Source organism: Streptomyces sp. NPDC044063, from assembly GCF_056434285.1.
The window spans coordinates 221787-240016 of sequence record NZ_JBWKFM010000002.1 but is presented as its reverse complement, the minus strand read 5'-3'; the positions used below and the strand labels follow the sequence as shown (position 1 = coordinate 240016).

The 18230-nt window shown below is 74.2% G+C and carries 14 protein-coding genes and 1 riboswitch; of the genes, 5 read left to right on the top strand and 9 right to left on the bottom strand.

What is annotated here, in order from left to right; translation table 11 throughout:
- Window positions 1-72 precede the first annotated feature (72 nt).
- From AC07BS_RS04670 to AC07BS_RS04655, 4 genes are all read right to left on the bottom strand, one after another.
- Window positions 73-1257 carry a cytochrome P450 family protein gene (locus tag AC07BS_RS04670; protein ID WP_478930194.1) on the bottom strand — a complete coding sequence of 395 codons (1185 nt, stop codon included), beginning with the start codon at window positions 1255-1257 and terminating at the stop codon, window positions 73-75.
- A 220-nt stretch (window positions 1258-1477) separates the two neighbouring features.
- Window positions 1478-2689 carry an MAB_1171c family putative transporter gene (locus tag AC07BS_RS04665; RefSeq protein WP_478639876.1) on the bottom strand — a complete coding sequence of 404 codons (1212 nt, stop codon included), beginning with the start codon at window positions 2687-2689 and terminating at the stop codon, window positions 1478-1480.
- Window positions 2682-3320 carry a hypothetical protein gene (locus AC07BS_RS04660; protein WP_478639878.1) on the bottom strand — a complete coding sequence of 213 codons (639 nt, stop codon included), beginning with the start codon at window positions 3318-3320 and terminating at the stop codon, window positions 2682-2684. Before AC07BS_RS04660 ends, AC07BS_RS04665 begins: the two co-directional genes overlap by 8 nt.
- Complete coding sequence (locus tag AC07BS_RS04655) at window positions 3317-3805, bottom strand: helix-turn-helix domain-containing protein (protein WP_478639880.1); 489 nt, start codon at window positions 3803-3805, stop codon at window positions 3317-3319. The genes AC07BS_RS04660 and AC07BS_RS04655 overlap by 4 nt, the downstream gene beginning before the upstream one ends.
- 331 nt (window positions 3806-4136) lie before the next feature.
- Between AC07BS_RS04655 and AC07BS_RS04650 the strand changes: the two genes are divergently transcribed.
- The gene (locus AC07BS_RS04650) at window positions 4137-5132 is read left to right on the top strand and encodes a trypsin-like serine peptidase (RefSeq protein WP_478930192.1); all 996 of its coding nucleotides are present in this window, start codon (window positions 4137-4139) and stop codon (window positions 5130-5132) included.
- Between the two features lie 68 nt (window positions 5133-5200).
- Here the strand turns inward: AC07BS_RS04650 and AC07BS_RS04645 are convergent, their stop codons facing one another.
- The 3 genes from AC07BS_RS04645 to cobN all read right to left on the bottom strand — a co-directional run bounded on the left by AC07BS_RS04645 (window position 5201) and on the right by cobN (window position 10974).
- Window positions 5201-5938 (bottom strand): hypothetical protein, encoded by a 738-nt coding sequence (locus AC07BS_RS04645; protein WP_478930190.1) that lies wholly within the window; start codon window positions 5936-5938, stop codon window positions 5201-5203.
- Window positions 5938-7194 carry a VWA domain-containing protein gene (locus AC07BS_RS04640; RefSeq protein WP_478930188.1) on the bottom strand — a complete coding sequence of 419 codons (1257 nt, stop codon included), beginning with the start codon at window positions 7192-7194 and terminating at the stop codon, window positions 5938-5940. Before AC07BS_RS04640 ends, AC07BS_RS04645 begins: the two co-directional genes overlap by 1 nt.
- Window positions 7195-7269: 75 nt before the next feature.
- Complete coding sequence (cobN, locus tag AC07BS_RS04635; protein ID WP_478930186.1) at window positions 7270-10974, bottom strand: cobaltochelatase subunit CobN; 3705 nt, start codon at window positions 10972-10974, stop codon at window positions 7270-7272.
- A gap of 93 nt (window positions 10975-11067) precedes the next feature.
- Window positions 11068-11224, bottom strand: a riboswitch (cobalamin riboswitch).
- Between the two features lie 58 nt (window positions 11225-11282).
- Between cobN and AC07BS_RS04630 the strand changes: the two genes are divergently transcribed.
- From AC07BS_RS04630 to AC07BS_RS04620, 3 genes are read left to right on the top strand one after another with little or no spacing between them, the layout of a single operon-like run.
- Window positions 11283-12686 (top strand): cobalamin biosynthesis protein CobG, encoded by a 1404-nt coding sequence (locus AC07BS_RS04630; protein ID WP_478930184.1) that lies wholly within the window; start codon window positions 11283-11285, stop codon window positions 12684-12686.
- Window positions 12683-13324: a precorrin-8X methylmutase gene (locus AC07BS_RS04625; protein ID WP_478639902.1), complete on the top strand. Its 642-nt coding sequence runs from the start codon at window positions 12683-12685 to the stop codon at window positions 13322-13324. Before AC07BS_RS04630 ends, AC07BS_RS04625 begins: the two co-directional genes overlap by 4 nt.
- A complete protein-coding gene (locus AC07BS_RS04620; protein ID WP_478639903.1) occupies window positions 13321-14832 on the top strand; it encodes a precorrin-2 C(20)-methyltransferase in 1512 nt (503 codons plus the stop codon). Before AC07BS_RS04625 ends, AC07BS_RS04620 begins: the two co-directional genes overlap by 4 nt.
- Before the next feature lie 34 nt (window positions 14833-14866).
- Here the strand turns inward: AC07BS_RS04620 and AC07BS_RS04615 are convergent, their stop codons facing one another.
- Window positions 14867-15637: a cobalt-precorrin-6A reductase gene (locus AC07BS_RS04615; protein ID WP_478641068.1), complete on the bottom strand. Its 771-nt coding sequence runs from the start codon at window positions 15635-15637 to the stop codon at window positions 14867-14869.
- A gap of 143 nt (window positions 15638-15780) precedes the next feature.
- Here AC07BS_RS04615 and AC07BS_RS04610 point away from each other — a divergent pair, with 143 nt between their 5' ends.
- Window positions 15781-16908: a cobalt-precorrin-5B (C(1))-methyltransferase gene (locus tag AC07BS_RS04610; RefSeq protein WP_478639905.1), complete on the top strand. Its 1128-nt coding sequence runs from the start codon at window positions 15781-15783 to the stop codon at window positions 16906-16908.
- A gap of 1 nt (window position 16909) precedes the next feature.
- On the opposite strand, the gene AC07BS_RS04605 is transcribed toward AC07BS_RS04610, so the two are convergent.
- On the bottom strand, window positions 16910-18127 hold the full coding sequence (locus AC07BS_RS04605; protein WP_478639906.1) for a serine hydrolase domain-containing protein: 1218 nt from the start codon (window positions 18125-18127) through the stop codon (window positions 16910-16912).
- Between the last annotated feature and the right edge of the window lie 103 nt (window positions 18128-18230).

The window sequence follows — 18230 nt, the reverse complement described above, 5'->3', positions numbered from 1 at the left end:
CCGGGCGGGCTCGAGGACAGTTCTACCTCATCAACGGTGGGTTATGCACCAAAAACCTGTTCGGGTCGCGGATTACCACCGGACGGGGAGCGAAATCAGGCCACGCGCGCGGATGGCCGGACGCCACCTCAGATCCTCCCTCGGAACGTCGAGTTCCAGATTTTCCCAGCGCTCCAGCAGCGCCGCGAGGGCCGTCTCCATCTCCATCCGGGCCAGCGGAGCGCCCAGGCAGTAGTGGATTCCGTGCCCCAGCGTCAGCGCGCCCGAACGCTCCCGTCGCAGGTTGAGGCGGTCGGCGTCGGGAAAGTGCCGGGAGTCGCGGTTGGCCGAGGCGATCGACAGCAGCACCGTCTCGCCGGCCGGGACCGTCACCCCGCCGATCTCGACGTCCTCCACCGGGAACCGCCGGATGGCCAGCGGAGCCGGCCCGTCCCACCGGCCGATCTCCTCCACGGCCGCTCCGAGTCCGTCCGGATTCTTTCGTACCTCGTTCAGCAGCTGGGGATGGTCCAACAGGGCGAGCACACTGTTGGCGATGAGGTGGACCGTGTTCTCGTAACCGGCGAAGAGGATGAGGAACGCCAGCGACGTCAGCTCGTCCTCGGACAGCGCGTCGTCGCCGTCGCGCACCATGATCAGATCGGACAGCAGGTCGTCGCCGGGCTCGGCGCGCTTGCTCGCGATCAGCCCGGTGACGTAGCGCATCAGCGAGCCGACCGCCTCCTTCAGCAGGTGCGGCCGCTCGCGGTCGGGGGTGATCATCGCGTCCGTCCAGGCCCGGAAGTCCTGCCGGGCGTCCTGCGGGACGCCGAGGAGGTCGCAGATCACGATGATCGGCAGCGGCCCCGCGTAGCTCTCCAGCAGGTCCGTGCGCCGCTCGCCCGTCGCCTCGGCGGCGTCCAGCAGCTCGTCGGCCAACCGCCGCACCGGCTCCCGCAGCCGGTCGACGCGGCCGGGCGTGAAGGCCTTCACCACGAGCCGCCGCACCCGGGTGTGGTCCGGCGGGTCCATGTTCATCAGGTTGGCGTCCAGCGCGGGCGGCAGCGAGAAGCCGCTGTAGTTGCCGGGCAGGGCGTGGCGCCGGTCCAGCGAGAGCCGGGGGTCGGCCAGTCCCCGCCGTACGTCCTCGTACCGGGTCACCAGCCAGGCCGGCTTGCCGTCGGGGCCGGTGACGCGGTGCACGGGGCCGGCCTCGCGCAGCGTCGCGTAGGTGCCGTAGGGGTCGTCTATCAGTGCTGTGACGTCGATGGGGTCCATGGCATCCGACTCTAGAGCGACGGGTGGTGACGGTTCCTTCACAGGGTGCTCGGGTCGTCGTCGGCCGGTGCCCGGATCGTTCACCGGGTGCCGGCCGGAGGTCCGCACCGGCCGCGCCGGGCCGGAAGATCGTCGATCTTCCCGGACCCGGCGCCGGCCGGTGTCGCAGGCGGCCTTGACCCCCGTCCAGGGCCGCCTCGTCCGTCCGTCGCGCGCGCCGTCAGAGACGGCGGGCGACGGTGATCTCGCGCAGTTCGCTCAGCACGGCGTCCACCAGCGGGTCGTGGTAGACGTCCGCGACACGGGCCAGGTGCTCGTGTTCCTCCGCCGGGTCGGCGCTGACGGTCATCACCACGCTGTCGGCGTGCTGTTCCGCCAGGTGCCCGGTCATCTGGTTGGCCAGGCCCCGGCGCAGGGCCGCGGCCTCGACCACGGCGGCCGTACGGCGCTCGTCCAGGTCCGCCGCGGCGGCCTTTCGCCGGGCGATGTCCAGGGCGTCGGCCTCGACGTGGCGGCGGACCCCACGCTGGATGTCGCGGATCTCGGCCATCTGCCGGTTGGCCCGCCACTCCAGGTCCGCCAGCGGCCAGCGGGCCGCCCAGCGGGACTGCTCGATGGTGACCTCCGGGGCGTGCGCCGTGACCTCCTGCCACAGCGGGTCCAGGCGGCGCAGCCGGCGCCAGGCCGCGGCCCGGGGGCCGACGGCCGGCAGCGAGAACCCCAGCAGGACCAGCAGCGCGGCCACCGAGGCGCTCATCGGGGCCACGCCGTTGGACAGCCAGTACATCTCCCGGCCGGACCAGCTGAGGACGAAGCCGATCAGCTTGCAGGCACAGTACAGCAGCCCCAGCCAGCAGCCCGCCGCGAGCGTGCGCAGCCCCTTGGCGAGCCAGGAGCGGCCCAGCTGGGCGGCGTAGCGCGGGCAGAGGTAGCCCAGGCCGGCCAGGCTGGTGCCGAAGATGGCCAGGTACAGCACCAGGAAGGCGACGACGCCGGGCGCGTCGGCGTAGGCGGTGCTGAAGTCGCGGGGGTGCTCGACGGAGTCGGGGCGCCCCACGGCGAAGCAGACGATCGCGGCGGCCCAGGCCACGGCGACGGCGGCCACCGCGTACCGGGAGCGGACGGCGGCGCGGGCGCGGGCCGTCTCGTCGCCGCGGTGGGTCCAGCGCAGCAGGAGGACGGTCGCGCCCGTCGCGAAGAGCACGACGGCGGAGTAGAGGAGGACCATGGCGAGGTTCGCCACGCCCGTCAGCCGGTCGAACGCGCGGTAGACGCTCGGCGCGGAGAAGAGGAAGACGACCGGGACGCCGGACGTCATCAGGGCGGTCAGGCCCAGGTCCACGTTGCCGCGGTCACGGAACCAGGCGCGGGCCTTGTAGCCCACGATGGCCCAGGTGACGGCGGAGAAGGTGAGGTAGAGGACGTCAAACACCGGTGGCGCCCCCTTCCCTGAGCCTCTGGCGCACATGCTGCAGCGCGGGGCCCAGCGAGGCGGCCAGCTCGGCGGCGCGGCCCTCCAGCTCGGCCTCCTGGCCGGGCGGCGGCGGCACCACCTTCGCCATGAGGAGGGTGCCCAGGATCTCGGTCTCGCGCTCGGTGAGGTTGTCGTAGCAGTGGTGGCGGGCCAGCCCCATGGTCAGGCCCATCCGGCGCATGGCGGTGGCCACGTCGACCGACGGCGTCCAGACCTTGAGGGCGTCCTCGGTCACGGTGGGGTCCTGGTCGTGGCCCAGCAGCAGGTGGCCGATCTCGTGCAGCACGATGTGCACCTGGTGCCAGGGCGAGGTCTTCTGCTCGTAGACGACCCAGAAGGCGTCGTCCGTGGTGGCCGTCATGCCGGAGACGACGCCGTCCAGGCTCATCGGCACCAGGTGGATGGGCCGGCCCACGCGGCGCGCGACGGCGTCGCACATGCCCTGCAGATCGGTGGACGCGGGCAGTGCGAGCTCGTTGATGAGCTGCTTGCACCGGCGCCGTATCCGCCCCACCCGCATGCTTGCACCGTCCTCGTCCTCGGTACGCCGCCAGTAAGTGAAGAGCCGGTCCTCCGCCGCGACGGTCACGTGTGCTCCCCACCACCCGCGCCGGGCGGGTCGGACGGAAGGTTCATCTGCTGCCGGAACTGCGAAATGATCGTCGTGAGGCTGTCCTGCACCTCCGGCGGGAGCCCCACCGAGCGCAGGGCGATCGCCCGGACGCGCTGGTCCCGCATGGCGACGAGGAAACGGACCTCCTCCTCCACCCGTTCCGCCTGCGAGTCCGTCAGGTCGCCCAGCAGATAGCCGACCGGCACCGCGAAGAACTTCGCCAGCGCCCGCAGCACATCGGGACTGGGGTTGGCGCGCTTGCCGTTGCGCAGCATCGACAGATACTGCTCGGTGAGACTGACGGCGCCGTACTCCTCCCCACGGCTGATCTCGTCGGCCACGTGCCCGTTGGTGTAGGGGGCTCCCGGCGGATGCATGTTCGCGAACAGGTAGTTGAGCCGCTGCGCGAGCGGGCTGCCCGCGTCGCGCGCCGAACCCGGCCTGTCCCCCCCGACTGCCATCTGCCCCGTCCTTCGAGCGTGCCCCGGCACCTGCGTCCACGGCTTAACGAACCATCACGGCCAGTTAAGCCCGGGTTCCAGCCGCGCGGCCATCCTGTCATGCGGGGAAGCCCCAGCACTAGTCGGAAGCGATAACGAGCGCATGAACGACTTAACCACGAGTTGAGAGAGCGGGGACCGGTGGTGCCGGTCGGTTCCGGTGGCGTCGCGCGGTGGCCGGATCCGGTCCGCACTCCCACGGCCCGGACGCCTCACCACCCGCCTCAGGCTATGGCACGCTCACCTCGTACGTGCCCGTCACGTCGCACGCGCACCGGAGAGGAACCGTTTCATGAGGTTCAAGAGACTCACGTGGTTCGCGCACAGACCCGCCGCGCACCGACCCGCCGCTCTTGTCGCGGGTGCCGCCGCCCTTCTCACGGGGCTGTCACCCCTGTCCCCGCTGCCCGCCGTGGCGGCTCCCGCCCCGGCCGCGGTGCCGGCCGCCGCGGCCGCCGACGCGTACTGGACCGCCGCCCGTATGCGGACCGCGCTGCCCGCCGCCGGGGCGACGTCCCGTACGTCCTCGGGGCGGGCGGGCTTCGACCCCGTGCCGCCCAGCCACCCCTTCGACGGACTGCCCCAGGTGGGCACGTTCTTCTGGACCGACGGGCAGAACACCGGCCGCTTCTGCGGCGGCACCGTCGTCCGCGGCCCGCACCGCGACCTGGTCGTCAGCGCCGCGCACTGCCTGCGCTCGCCCGACCAGAAGAAGCACTTCTCGTTCGTGCCGCAGTACCACGACGGGCTCAAGCCGCACGGCGTCTTCCCCATCGAGACCCCCACCGACGACATCTACATCGACCAGCGCTACCGCGATCTGGGCACCGACGCCGGCGCCCGCTGGGACTTCGCCCTGGTGCGGGTCGGCGACCGCGAGGACGGGACACCGGTCCAGCGGGCCGTCGGCGGCTTCGACCTGGGCGTCCGGAGGGGGTACGACCACCGGGACGTACGTCTGATCGGCTACCCCGGCAGCAGCGACGCCACCCACCCCAAGCCCCTGGACTGCCGCTCCTCGACCCACCGCTACACCAGTACGGACCCCAAGGCCCCCGGTGACTTCCTGGAGATCGCCTGCGCGGGCTACATCGGCGGCACGTCGGGCGGGCCGTTCCTGGTGCGCGGGTCCGACGGGCCCGAGGTGATCGGGGTCATCGGCGGCTACCACACCGGGGGCGACACCCCCGACATCTCGTACAGCTCGTACTTCGGCGACGACCTGCTGGACCTGTACCTGGAGGCCGTCGACGACGGCGACCGGAGGGCGGCACGCCCGACGGTGTGACCGGGAAGGCCGAGGGCCGCACCCCCCGGCGGGAGGTGCGGCCCTCGGGTCCGCGGTCGGAGCGGGTCCTAGCCGCGGCGCGGGTGGCGGGTCAGCGTGTAACCGCCGATCGCCGCGAGCGCGCAGAGCACCGCGCCGCCCACGGTCCAGCCCCAGCGGCCCGACCACCAGCCGGCGGTCCAGCCGCTCTCCGGCTCGGTCACGGCGGCGGCGTGCAGCGGGGCGCCCAGCTCGCCGCCCCCGGCCTCGGCCCCGCCCGCGTCCTCGGCGGTGGCCCGGATCTCCGCCTTGACCGGCAGGCCGAGGTCCCGGTCGGGGACGTCGACGACGGTCAGCCGGACGTAGTAGGCACCGGGGAGCGGATCGTTGGACCAGCGCTCGGACCACGACCGGACGGTCCGCAGCGTGCAGCTGAGGGTCACCTGGCCGTCCTCGGCGGACGCCCGCCGCTTCTGCTCGCCGGACACGCACGCCTGGCGGCGGCGCAGACCGTCGTAGACGTCGAGCTGCCAGGTGGCGGCGCCGTGCCGGGCGGCGGCCTCGGGCAGGTTCACCGTGGCCTTCACGGTCGGCCGCTGCCCGGCGCCGGCGGGGAACTGCCAGTACAGGTAGTCACCGGTGGACGCGTCGGCCGTGGCCTTCTCGTCCTGCCCGATCGCCACGGCGGTACGGAAGGAGGTCCCGGCCTCGGTGGGCGCGTCGTCATCGGCGGAGGCGGCCGGCGCGGCGGCGAACAGGGCGGTGAGGGCGAGGAGTCCGCCCGTCACCGCGCGCGCCACGCGGGTGCCGCGTGTCGTGGGTCGCATCAGTTCTCCCTCCACACGGCGATCCGCCAGCGGGCCAGCCAGCCCCACAGCAGCCCGGCGATCAGCCCGGTCACGCCGAGCACCAGCAGCAGCACCCAGCCCCGGCCGAGACCGAACGCGGCGAGGTCGGACGGGTTGTCGGGACCCTTCACCACATCGACGGCCAGCTCGACCGGGAGACCCGGGTCGCGCTTGACGGAGGCGGGGGCCGAGAAGGAGTGGGAGACCTCCAGACAGATCGTCCGGGCCTCCTTGTCGTCCTCGCTCGCCCGCCAGACCGGCAGCCGCAGGCCCGACGCCATCACGTCGGTACGCCCGCTGCCGGCCTCGGAGCCGCGTACGAGCTCCTGGCCGCCCCCGCCGACGGCGCGGACGAGGACCCCGTAGTCACGGTCGACCGCCCGGTCGGCGGCCACGCCGGCCGAGGCGCGCAGCTCCTGGCCCGGCTTCACCTTGACCTTGTACCAGCGGTGCTCGGAGAACTTCGCCCGGTCGGTCCAGACGCCGGCGCCCACCTCGGGCGCGGTCGGGCAGGCGTCGCCGCCGCTGACCGGCCGGGGCTTCTCGACGGGTGTGTCGGCCCGGCGCACGAGCTGCTTGATCCGGCCGGAGAGCTCCTTGGTGTGGCGCACGGTGGTGTACGTACCACCGGTGGCCTCCGCGATGCAGCTCAGCTGCTCGCGGGTCTTGTCGTCCTGGGTGAGCCCGAGGGTGTCGACGGTCAGGTGGGTGCCCTTGGCGGCGAGTTCGCGCGCCACGTCGCACGGGTCGGGCATCCCGCAGGAGTCCTCGCCGTCGGTGATGAGCACGATCCGGCGCGTCCCGCCGTCCTGACCGAGGTCCTGGTCGGCGCCGCGCAGCGCGTACCCGATGGGCGTCCAGCCGGTCGGCCGCAGCGTGGCGACGGCCGCCTTGGCCTCGGTCCGGTCGACCTTGCCGACGGGGTACAGCTGCTTGCTGTCCCGGCAGCCGGTCTCCTTGTCGTCGCCGGCGTAGTTGGCGCCGAGGGTACGGATGCCGAGCCGGACGTTGTCCGGCACCGCGTCGATGACCTCGTTGAACGCCTGCTGCGCGGCCGCCATCCGCGACTGCCCGTCGACGTCGCGGGCCCGCATGGACCCGCTGACGTCCAGGACCAGTTCGACCTTGGGCGATTCCTTGGGAGGCCTGTCCGCGGCACCCGCCGGCGCCACACCCCCGACCAGGGCGGCGAGCAGGGCACACGCCCCCACCGCCAGCCGTTTTGTGATGATCATCCGAGGATCCTAGTGATCCCGGTCGGCAGGCCCAAACCGCCGGAGCGGGCATCCGCCCGCTCCGGCACGGGCGTTCTACTCGCCGCCCTCCAGGTCGCCCTCCGTCTCCAGGAAGACCTGGCGCAGGGCCGCGAGGGTGGCGGCGTCGGGCTTGGCCCACATGCCGCGGCTCTCGGCCTCCAGGAGGCGTTCGGCGATGCCGTGGAGGGCCCAGGGGTTGGCTTCCTGGAGGAAGGCGCGGTTCTCGGGGTCCAGGGCGTAGGTCTGGGCGAGCTTGTCGTACATCCAGTCGGCGACCACGCCGGTGGTGGCGTCGTAGCCGAACAGGTAGTCCACCGTCGCCGCGAGTTCGAAGGCGCCCTTGTAACCGTGGCGGCGCATGGCCTCGATCCAGCGGGGGTTGACCACGCGGGCGCGGAAGACGCGGCTCGTCTCCTCCACCAGGGTGCGGGTGCGGACCGTCTCGGGGCGGGTGGAGTCGCCGATGTACGCGGCGGGCGCCGTGCCCTTGAGGGCCTTGACCGTGGCGACCATGCCGCCGTGGTACTGGAAGTAGTCGTCGGAGTCGGCGATGTCGTGCTCGCGGGTGTCGGTGTTCTTGGCCGCGACCGCGATGCGCTTGTAGGCCGTCTCCATCTCCGCGCGGGCCGGGCGGCCCTCCAGGCCGCGGCCGTAGGCGTAGCCGCCCCAGACGGTGTAGACCTCGGCGAGGTCGGCGTCGGTGCGCCAGTCGCGGCTGTCGATGAGCTGGAGCAGGCCGGCGCCGTACGTGCCCGGGCGGGAGCCGAAGATGCGGGTGGTGGCGCGGCGTTCGTCGCCGTGGGCCGCGAGGTCGGCCTGGGTGTGGGCGCGGACGAAGTTCCGCTCGGCGGGCTCGTCGAGGGAGGCGGCGAGGCGTACGGCGTCGTCCAGCAGGCCGATGACGTGCGGGAAGGCGTCGCGGAAGAAGCCGCTGATGCGGAGGGTGACGTCGATGCGGGGGCGGCCCAGTTCGTCGAGGGTGATGGGCTCCAGGCCCGTCACCCGGCGCGACGCGTCGTCCCAGACCGGGCGGACGCCCAGCAGGGCCAGCGCCTCCGCCACGTCGTCGCCGGCGGTGCGCATCGCGCTGGTGCCCCACAGGGACAGGCCCACGGACTCGGGCCAGCGGCCCTCGTCGGTGCGGTAGCGCTCCAGCAGCGAGTCGGCGAGCGCCTGGCCGGTCTCCCAGGCGAGGCGGCTGGGGACGGCCTTGGGGTCGACGGAGTAGAAGTTGCGGCCCGTCGGCAGGACGTTGACCAGGCCGCGCAGCGGCGAGCCCGAGGGGCCGGCCGGGACGAAGCCGCCCGCCAATGCCTTGACGGCATTGTCGAGTTCGGCGGTCGTGCCCGCCAGGCGGGGGACGACCTCGCGGGCCGCGAAGTCCAGGACGGCCGCGACGGTGTCGGCGTTCGCGGGATCGGTGCCCGGCATCGTGGGTTGTGCCCACCCTCCCCCAAGCTCTCGGCTTCGCTCGAGCAGGGGGGACCCCCATCGCCCTGCGGGACGATTGCCCACAACGGTGGAAACCGCCGCCGGGTCCCAGTTCGCCGCCTCCATCGCCTCCACCAAAGCCCTCGCCTCGGCCTCCGCCTCGTCGGCGGTCCTGCGCGTCGCCGCCGACTCGTCCAGGCCGAGGGCCTCGCGCAGGCCGGGCAGGGCCGTCGTGCCGCCCCAGATCTGGCGGGCGCGCAGGATCGACAGGACGAGGTTCACGCGTGCCTCGCCGGTGGGCGCCCCGCCCAGGACGTGGAGGCCGTCGCGGATCTGGGCGTCCTTGACCTCGCACAGCCAGCCGTCGACGTGGAGGAGGAAGTCGTCGAAGCCGTCGTCCTCCGGGCGCTCCTCCATGCCCAGGTCGTGGTCGAGGCGGGCGGCCTGGATGAGGGTCCAGATCTGGGCGCGGATGGCGGGGAGCTTGGCCGGGTCCATCGAGGAGATCTGGGCGTATTCGTCGAGGAGCTGCTCCAGGCGCGCGATGTCGCCGTAGGAGTCGGCGCGGGCCATGGGCGGCACGAGGTGGTCGACGAGGGTGGCGTGGGCGCGCCGCTTGGCCTGGGTGCCCTCGCCGGGGTCGTTGACGAGGAAGGGGTAGACGAGCGGCAGGTCGCCGAGGGCGGCGTCGGGGCCGCAGGCGGCGGAGAGACCGGCGTTCTTGCCGGGCAGCCATTCGAGGTTGCCGTGCTTGCCGAGGTGGACCATCACGTCGGCGCCGAAGCCGCCGTCCTCGCGGGAGGCGGCGATCCAGCGGTAGGCGGCCAGGTAGTGGTGGGAGGGCGGCAGGTCGGGGTCGTGGTAGATGGCGATGGGGTTCTCGCCGAAGCCGCGCGGGGGCTGGATGAGGATCAGCAGGTTGCCGCGGCGCAGGGCGGCGAGGACGATGTCGCCCTCGGGGTTGCGGCTGCGGTCGAGGAACATCTCGCCGGGGGCCGGGCCCCAGTGCTCCTCGACGGCCTCGCGCAGCTCGGCCGGCAGCTGGGCGTACCAGCGCTTGTAGTCGGCGGCCGGGATGCGGACGGGGTTGCGGGCGAGCTGCTCCTCGGTGAGCCAGTCCTGGTCGTGGCCGCCGGCCTCGATGAGGGCGTAGATGAGCTCGTCGCCGTCGCCGGAGGCCAGCCCCGGCACCTCCTCGGCGCCGAAGTCGTAGCCCTCCTCGCGGAGCCGGCGCAGCAGGGCGACGGCGCTGGCGGGGGTGTCGAGGCCGACGGCGTTGCCGATGCGGGAGTGCTTGGTGGGGTACGCGGACAGGACGAGCGCGACCCGCTTCTCGGGGGCCGGGATGTGGCGCAGCCGGGCGTGGCGCACGGCGATGCCGGCGACGCGGGCGGCGCGCTCCATGTCGGCGACGTAGGCGGGCAGCCCGTCCTCGTCGATCTCCTTGAAGGAGAACGGGACGGTGATGATGCGGCCGTCGAACTCGGGCACGGCGACCTGGGTGGCGGCGTCGAGCGGCGAGAGGCCCTCGTCGTTCTCCTCCCAGGCGCTGCGCGACCCGGTCAGGCACAGGGCCTGCAGGACGGGCACGTCGAGGGTGGCGAGGGCGCCGGCGTCCCAGGACTCGTCGTCGCCGCCGGCGGAGGCCGCGGCGGGCTTGGTGCCGCCGGCGGCGAGGACGGTGGTGACGATGGCGTCGGCGCCGCGCAGGGCGTCGACGAGCTCGGCCTCGGGGGCGCGCAGCGAGGCCACGTACAGCGGCAGGGCGCGGCCCCCGGCGTCCTCGATCGCGCCGCAGAGGGCGTCGACGAAGGCGGTGTTGCCGCTCATGTGGTGCGCCCGGTAGTAGAGCACCGCGATGAGGGGGCCGCTCGCGCCGGGCTTGGGGGTGCGCTCCAGCTCGCCCCAGGAGGGGGCGGCGGCCGGCGGCTCGAAGCCGTGGCCGGTGAGCAGGACGGTGTCGGAGAGGAAGCGGGCGAGCTGCTCCAGGTTGGCGGGACCGCCGTGGGCGAGGTAGGCGTGGGCCTCGGCGGCGATGCCGACGGGGACGGTGGAGGCCTCCATCAGCTGGGCGTCGGGGGCCTGTTCGCCGGTGAGGACGACGACCGGGCGGTCGCCGGCGAGCAGCAGGTCAAGGCCCTCCTGCCAGGCGCGGAGGCCGCCGAGGAGGCGGACGACGACGAGGTCGGTGCCCTCCAGGAGGTCCGGGAGGTCGTCGAGGGCGAGCCGGGCGGGGTTGGCGAGCCGGTACGGGACCGGTCCCCCGTGAGCAGCAGCCGCGCGGGCGCTGAGCAGGTCGGTGTCGGACGTCGACAGGAGAAGGATCACGCGGCGCTCCCCAGGGCATCGAGGGTCGCCCGGGGTGCCCGGCACCGGAATGTGCGCATGCGGCGGCAAGCCTTCCTCGGGGTCCGCGCCCCGGGCGGTTGGAGGACGGCGGGAGTTCCTGACTCACCCGGCGGGTGCCGGGCTCACAGTGGCGGGACCGTGCCGGAGTCTCACCGGCTTCCTCCCCTGTCGCCGTCGCTGGCGTTCGGTGGGCACGTACAGGACAGTGCCCGCCGGTGAGCATAGTAAGCGCTGGTCGGCCGATGGGGGACGGCGGACGGCGGACGGCCGTCGGTATGCTCGCGGCCATGCCCGGCTCCCCTCGTCCCCCTGTCCGCGACCGCGGTGACGCCTGCCCGGGCGCCCTGCGGCTGCACACCGCCGACGACGGGGCGCTGGCGCGCGTCCGGCTGCCCGGCGGATTGCTGACAGACCGTCAGGCAAAGGTGCTGGCCGGCCTGGCCGAGGAGCTCGGCGACGGGCACCTGGACCTCACCTCGCGCGGCAACGTCCAGCTGCGGGGCCTCGCGGGCGGGTGCGGCGCGGAGCTGGGCGGCCGGCTCCGGGAGGCTGGCCTGCTGCCGTCGGACCGTCACGACCGCGTCCGGAACGTGGCGGCCTCCCCGCTCGGCGGGCTCGACGGCACGGGCGAGGGCGACGTCACGGCCTGGGTCCGCGCCCTCGACCGGCTGTTGTGCGCCGGCACCACGGGGAATGAGGCCGACGGGGAGGCTTCCGGCCTCGGCGACCTCTCCGGCCGGTTCCTCTTCGGCGTCGACGACGGGCGGGGCGACATCGCCGCGCTCGCCCCCGATGTGACATTGATCGCACAGGACGGCGGTACGTACGCCGCCCTTCGCTACGACGGTGCCACCGACGCCCTGCGGGTGGCCGCCGCCGACGCCCCGCGGGCCGCCGCGCTCGCCGCCGTCGGGTTCCTCGCCGCCGCGGCCGGCGCCGGCGGCACCCCCTGGCGCGTGCGCGACCTGCCGGCCGAACACCGCCCCAGCGCCGACTGGTTGGCCCGCCGTCTGGCGGTCGCCGGCATCGCCTCCGTCCCCGTCACGGTGAACGTCCCGCAGGGGGCCCCGGCCGCGCCGGGCCTGGTCACGGGCCCGGACGGCCGCCACGCCCTGTCGGCCGCCGCGCCGCTGGGCCGCCTCACCGCCGCCCAGTGGCGCCTGGCCGCCGGCGCGGCGGGCCGGGACGGCACCGGTGAGCTGCGTGTGACACCCTGGCGCGGCATCGTCGTCCCCGGTCTCGCGGCCGGCCCGGCGGCGGCCCGGCGGGCGGAGTTCGCGGACGCCGGGTTCGTCGTCTCCGCCGCGTCCGCCTGGTACGGCGCGGGCGCCTGTGCGGGCCGGCCCGGCTGCGCGAAGTCCCGCGCGGACGTACGGGCCGACGCGACCGCCGCCCTCGCTCCCGTACGCCCTGGCGGCGGGGCCGCGTTGCCCGTGTACTGGTCCGGGTGCGAGCGGCGTTGCGGGCACCCGGGTGGCGGCCCCTGGGTCGACGTCCTGGCGACGGACGACGGCTACCGGGTGACCGTGCGGGACGGTCAGCGGGAGACCGGCGCCCGGGCGGTGCCGGCGGTGGGGCTCGCCGGCGCGGTGGCGGCGGCACGGACGACCAAGGCCACGACCACCACGGCCACGACGACGACCACGAGCACCAGCACCAGCACGGCCACGACCACGACCGGCACGACATGAACGAGGACCGAGTGTTCGACTACGACAAGGACGGCGCCTCCATCTACCGCCAGTCCTTCGCCACCATCCGCGCCGAGGCGGCCCTCGACGGGCTGCCGTCCGACGTGAGCCGGGTCGCGGTGCGCATGATCCACGCCTGTGGGATGACGGACCTCGTCAAGGACCTGTCCTACTCCCCCGGTGTCGTGGCCGCGGCGCGCGCGGCGCTGCTCGCCGGCGCCCCGATCCTGTGCGACGCGAACATGGTCGCCTCCGGGGTGACCCGCAAGCGGCTGCCCGCGGACAACGAGGTGCTGTGCACCCTCGCCGACCCCGCGGTGCCGGAGCTGGCGCGGCGCATGGGGACGACCCGCAGCGCCGCCGCGCTGGAGCTGTGGCGCGACAAGCTGGACGGCGCGGTGGTGGCGGTCGGCAACGCGCCGACCGCGCTGTTCCGGCTGCTGGAGATGGTGGCCGAGGGCGCGCCCCGCCCGGCCGCCGTGCTCGGCATCCCGGTGGGCTTCATCGGCGCCGCCGAGTCCAAGGACGCGCTGGCCGCCAGCCCCCTGGGGCTGGAGTACCTGGTGGTGCGCGGCCGGCGGGGCGGCAGCGCCATGGCCGCGGCCGCGATCAACGCGATAGCGAGCGAGGAAGAGTGAGCGAGCAGCATCCGCAGACCACGGGCCGGCTGTACGGCGTCGGGCTCGGGCCCGGCGACCCGTCGCTGATGACCGTGCGGGCCGTCGAGGTCGTCACCGCGGCCGACGTCGTCGCGTACCACAGTGCCCGGCACGGCCGGAGCATCGCGCGCTCCATCGTCGAACGCCATCTGCGCCCCGACCACATCGAGGAGCAGCTGGTCTACCCGGTCACGACGGAGACCACCGACCACCCCGGCGGCTACCGGGGCGCGTTGGAGGAGTTCTACGAGGAGGCGGCGGCCCGGCTGGCCGCGCACCTGGACGCCGGCCGCACGGTCGCCGTCCTGGCCGAGGGCGACCCGCTCTTCTACAGCTCCTACATGCACATGCACAAGCGGCTGGCGCACCGTTACCCGACGGAGGTCGTGCCCGGCGTGACGTCGGTGAGCGCGGCCGCGGCCCGCCTGGGCGAGCCCCTGGTGGAGGCCGAGGAAACGCTGACGGTCCTGCCCGGCACCCTGCCCGAGGAGGAGCTGGCGGCCCGGCTCGCCGCCGCCGACTCGGCGGTCGTGATGAAGCTCGGCCGCACCTTCCCCGCGGTCAGGGGCGCGCTGGAGAAGGCCGGCCGGCTCGACGAGGCCCGCTACGTCGAGCGTGCCACGATGAGCGGCGAGCGGACGGGCCGGCTGGCGGACGTCGACCCGGAGTCGGTGCCGTACTTCTCGGTGGCGGTCCTGCCGAGCCGCGTCGGCGCGGAGCCGGTCCCGGCCCGCGGCGAGGTCGTGGTCGTCGGGCTGGGCCCGGCGGGTCCCGAGTGGCTGACGCCGGAGGCGCGCGGCGCCCTGGCCTCGGCCCAGGACCTCGTCGGCTACACCACCTACGTCGACCGGGTGCCCGTACGCGCCGGCCAGCGCCGCCACCCCTCCGACAACAAGGTGGAGTCCGAGCGCGCCGAGTTCGCCCTCGACCTGGCCCGCCAGGGCCGCCGGGTCGCGGTGGTCTCCTCGGGCGACCCGGGCGTCTTCGCGATGGCCACGGCCGTGCTGGAGGTGGCGTCCGAGGACCCGTACCGCGAGGTCCCGGTGCGCGTGGTGCCCGGTATGACGGCCGCCCACGCCGCGGCCGCGCGGGCCGGAGCGCCGCTGGGCCACGACTACGCCGTCGTGTCCCTCTCGGACCGGCTCAAGCCGTGGGAGGTCATCGCCGAGCGGCTGCGCGCGGCCGCGGCCGCCGATCTGGTGCTGGCCCTCTACAACCCGGGCTCCCGGTCCCGTACCCATCAGGTGGGCGAGGCCCGCGACCTGCTGCTCGAACACCGGGCGCCGGAGACCCCGGTGGTCATGGCCCGCGACGTCGGCGGCCCCGGGGAGTCCGTCCGGATCGTCCGCCTCGGCGACCTCGACCCGGGCCAGGTCGACATGCGCACCCTCCTGATCGTCGGCTCCACGCAGACGCGTGCGGTGCGGCGCGGGGAGGACGGCTCCGAGGAGATCGTCTGGACGCCGCGGCGCTACCCGGAGCGCTGAACCGGTACGGGACGCGACGGTCCGGCGGGCGTGGTCAGTCCGCCGGACCGAGGGTCCGCCGCAGCCAGGCCACCGCACCGTCCGGGCCCTCGACGGCCGGTACGCCCTCCGGCGCCGGCGGCCGGCGGACCACCACCACCGGAATCCCGGCCTCCCGCGCGGCGGTCAGCTTCGCCGCCGTCGCCGCCGCGCCGCTGTCCTTCGTCACCAGTACGTCGACGCGGTGGCGCCGCAGCAGCTCGCGCTCGCCCTCGACGGTGAACGGGCCGCGGTCGAGCAGCACCTCGGTGCGCGGCGGCATGGGCGGCTCCGGCGGGTCCACGGACCGTACGAGGAACCACTGGTCCGTCAGGTGCGCGAAGGCGGCGAGGCCCATGCGGCCCGTGGTCAGGAAGACCCGCCGGCCCAGCGCGGGCAGCGCCCGGGCTGCCTCGTCCAGCGACGCCACGTCGTGCCAGTCGTCGCCCGCACCCGCGACCCAGCCGGGGCGGCGGACGGCGAGCAGGGGAACATGGACCTCCGCGGCGGCCAGCGCCGCGTTGCAACTGATCGTGCCGGCGAAAGGATGGGTGGCGTCGATGAGCGCGTCCACCTGCTGCTCGCGCAGCCAGCGGGCGAGGCCCTCCGGCCCCCCGAACCCCCCGATCCGCACCCGTCCCTCGGGCAGCCGCGGCTCGGCGACGCGCCCGGCGAGCGAGCTGGTGACGCGCAGCGCGGGGTCGGCGGCGAGCGCGGCCGCGAGCCGCCGCGCCTCGGTGGTGCCGCCCAGGATGAGGACGTGGCGCCCGGCGCCGTCCGCGCCCACGTACGCGTCCACGCCCACGCCCACGTCCGCGTCCACGTTCGCGTCCACGTGCTGCCGCCCTTCGGTCGTCGTACGGTCGTCCGCCGCACGGCGCACGAGGCCGGTCGCCGCGCGGCCGGCCCAGCCTACGGGCGGTGGGCGCCGTGGCTGACACCGAGGCCGTCGGCGGGCGCACCGCGCAGCTGCGGCACACCGGGCTGCGCCACGGCTGGACCACGGGCGCCTGCGCGACCGCCGCCACCACGGCCGCCTACACCGCGCTGCTGACCGGGGAGTTCCCCGACCCGGTGACGATCACGCTGCCCAAGGGGCAGACCCCGGCCTTCGCGCTCGCCGCCGAGGAGCTGCGGGAGGGGCGGGCCATGGCGGCCGTGGTGAAGGACGCGGGCGACGACCCGGACGTCACGCACGGCGCGCTGATCCGTGCCACGGTGCGGCTCCTGCCGGCCGGCTCCGGGGTGGTCTTCCGGGCGGGGCCCGGCGTGGGCACGGTCACCCGGCCCGGTCTGCCGCTGCCGGTCGGCGAACCGGCCATCAATCCGGTGCCGCGCCGGATGATGGGCGACCACGTCGCCGAGGTGGCCGCCCGGCACGGCGGCACGGGCGACGTCGAGATCGAGGTGTCGGTCGACCACGGGGAGGAGATAGCACGCTCCACCTGGAACCCGCGGCTGGGCATCCTGGGCGGCATCTCCATCCTGGGCACCACGGGCATCGTCGTGCCGTACTCCTGCTCGGCGTGGATCGACAGTATCCGGCGCGGGGTGGACGTGGCCCGGGCGGCCGGCCGCCGGCACGTGGCGGGCTGCACGGGCGCGACGTCCGAGAAGACGGTGGTGGCCCTCCACGGGCTGCCCGAGGACGCGCTGCTGGACATGGGGGACTTCGCGGGGGCGGTGCTCAAGTACATCCGGCGGCACCCGGTGGACCGGCTCACCATCGCCGGGGGTTTCGCCAAGCTGTCCAAGCTGGCGGCCGGTCACCTGGACCTCCACTCGGCCCGCTCGCAGGTGGACAAGGGGTTCCTGGCCGGGCTGGCCCGCCGGGGCGGTGCCGGCGACGCCCTCGCGGAGGCGGTCGCCTCCGCCAACACGGGGCTGGAGGCCCTGCGCCTGTGCGAGGCCGCGGGCGTCCCGCTCGGCGACCTGGTGGCCGCCGTCGCCCGGGACGAGGCCCTGGCGGTGCTGCGCGAAGCGCCCGTCGCGGTCGACGTCATCTGCGTCGACCGCGCGGGCGTCATCGTCGGCCGGGCGGAGCCCCGGCGCCGGTGACCTAGCGGTTCACCGGGCCGTTGGCCACCAGGGCCTTGGCCGGCTGCGCCGACGTGCCGCAGAAGGCTCCCTCGAAGACGTTCTCGAAGGGTGCGCTCTGCTCCAGCCAGTCACCGTTGATGTTGAAGCTCAGCGCCTTGCCGTCGCGAGTGGCGGCGGCACCCGACAGGGAGCCCCACACGACGCCGTCGTGACCCCAGACGGTCGTGCCGCAGGAGAGGGAGCGCGACATGATCCCGAGGCCGTAGCCGAAGTGCTGGCCGGTCTGCACCGGGGTGAGCATCTTGTCCAGCTGCGCGGCCGGCAGCAGCCGGCCCTGCAGCAGGGCGGTGTAGAAGCGGTTGAGGTCGGAGGCGGTGCTGACGACCTCGCCCGTGGCACCGGACCACGACGGGCGGTAGTAGGTGGCGTCGTAGATCTCCTTCACGGGGGTGGAGAAGAAGAGCTTCGAGTAGCCGACCGCGTGGGCGCCCGGCAGTGCCGGGTCGGTGCCGGGGAACCTGGTCTCCGTCAGGCCCAGCGGCTTGACGATGCGCCGGTCGATCTCGGTCGCGTAGGGGTTCCCGGTGACCTTCTCGATGACCATGCCGGCGACGACGAACCCGGTGTTGGAGTACGACCAGCCGGTGCCCGGCTCGAAGTCGGGCTTCTGGGAGAGCCCTATGGCGACGATGTCGCGCGGCGTCATGACGTCGTAACGGTGCCGGTAGAAACCGGAGCCGTTCATCGTGGTGTCCCACTCCTCCGTGGACACCATGTCGTGGATGCCGCTGGTGTGGTTGAGGAGCTGACGTATCGTGATCTTGTTGCCGTCGTACCCGTTGCCCTGGACGACACCGGGTAGCCACCGCTCGACGGAGTCGTTCAGGCTCAGCCGGCCCTCGGACTCCAGCTGGAGCAGCGTGGTGGCGACGAACGTCTTGGTGATGCTGCCCGCCCGGAAGTGATCGGCGGTTGTGCGCCTCTGTTTGGTGTACGTGTCCGCGTAACCGGAGCGGCCGAACCAACTCCCTGCGCTCGACCGTACTTCGGCCGCGGCGCCCGGCATCCCGGCGGCGACGAGACCGTCGAGTGCCTTCTGCGTCGCGGTGCGGGTGCCCGCCTCGTCGACCGGCGTCGCCGCCGACGCCGGACCGGCGACGAGAGCACTCCCGGCGACGGCGAGCGCCGCCGTGAGCGCGACGATCGTGCCGCGCATCCGCGTGATGTGCTTCGACATTGGAACATCCCCTTAGGAACTGTGCGGCCCTGGCCCTGCCACGCGGTCAATGATCTTTCGCCGCACCCCGCACGACAAGGGGTGTGCGGCATGCCCTGGCACA

Excerpts from the sequence above, each read along its gene's own strand:
- AC07BS_RS04670 (WP_478930194.1), bottom strand. The coding sequence starts at position 1,257 with ATGGACCCCATCGACGTCACAGCACTGATAGACGACCCCTACGGCACC.
- AC07BS_RS04655 (WP_478639880.1), bottom strand. The coding sequence starts at position 3,805 with ATGGCAGTCGGGGGGGACAGGCCGGGTTCGGCGCGCGACGCGGGCAGC.
- AC07BS_RS04650 (WP_478930192.1), top strand. The coding sequence starts at position 4,137 with ATGAGGTTCAAGAGACTCACGTGGTTCGCGCACAGACCCGCCGCGCAC.
- AC07BS_RS04645 (WP_478930190.1), bottom strand. The coding sequence starts at position 5,938 with ATGCGACCCACGACACGCGGCACCCGCGTGGCGCGCGCGGTGACGGGC.
- AC07BS_RS04640 (WP_478930188.1), bottom strand. The coding sequence starts at position 7,194 with ATGATCATCACAAAACGGCTGGCGGTGGGGGCGTGTGCCCTGCTCGCC.
- AC07BS_RS04630 (WP_478930184.1), top strand. The coding sequence starts at position 11,283 with ATGCCCGGCTCCCCTCGTCCCCCTGTCCGCGACCGCGGTGACGCCTGC.
- AC07BS_RS04625 (WP_478639902.1), top strand. The coding sequence starts at position 12,683 with ATGAACGAGGACCGAGTGTTCGACTACGACAAGGACGGCGCCTCCATC.
- AC07BS_RS04605 (WP_478639906.1), bottom strand. The coding sequence starts at position 18,127 with ATGTCGAAGCACATCACGCGGATGCGCGGCACGATCGTCGCGCTCACG.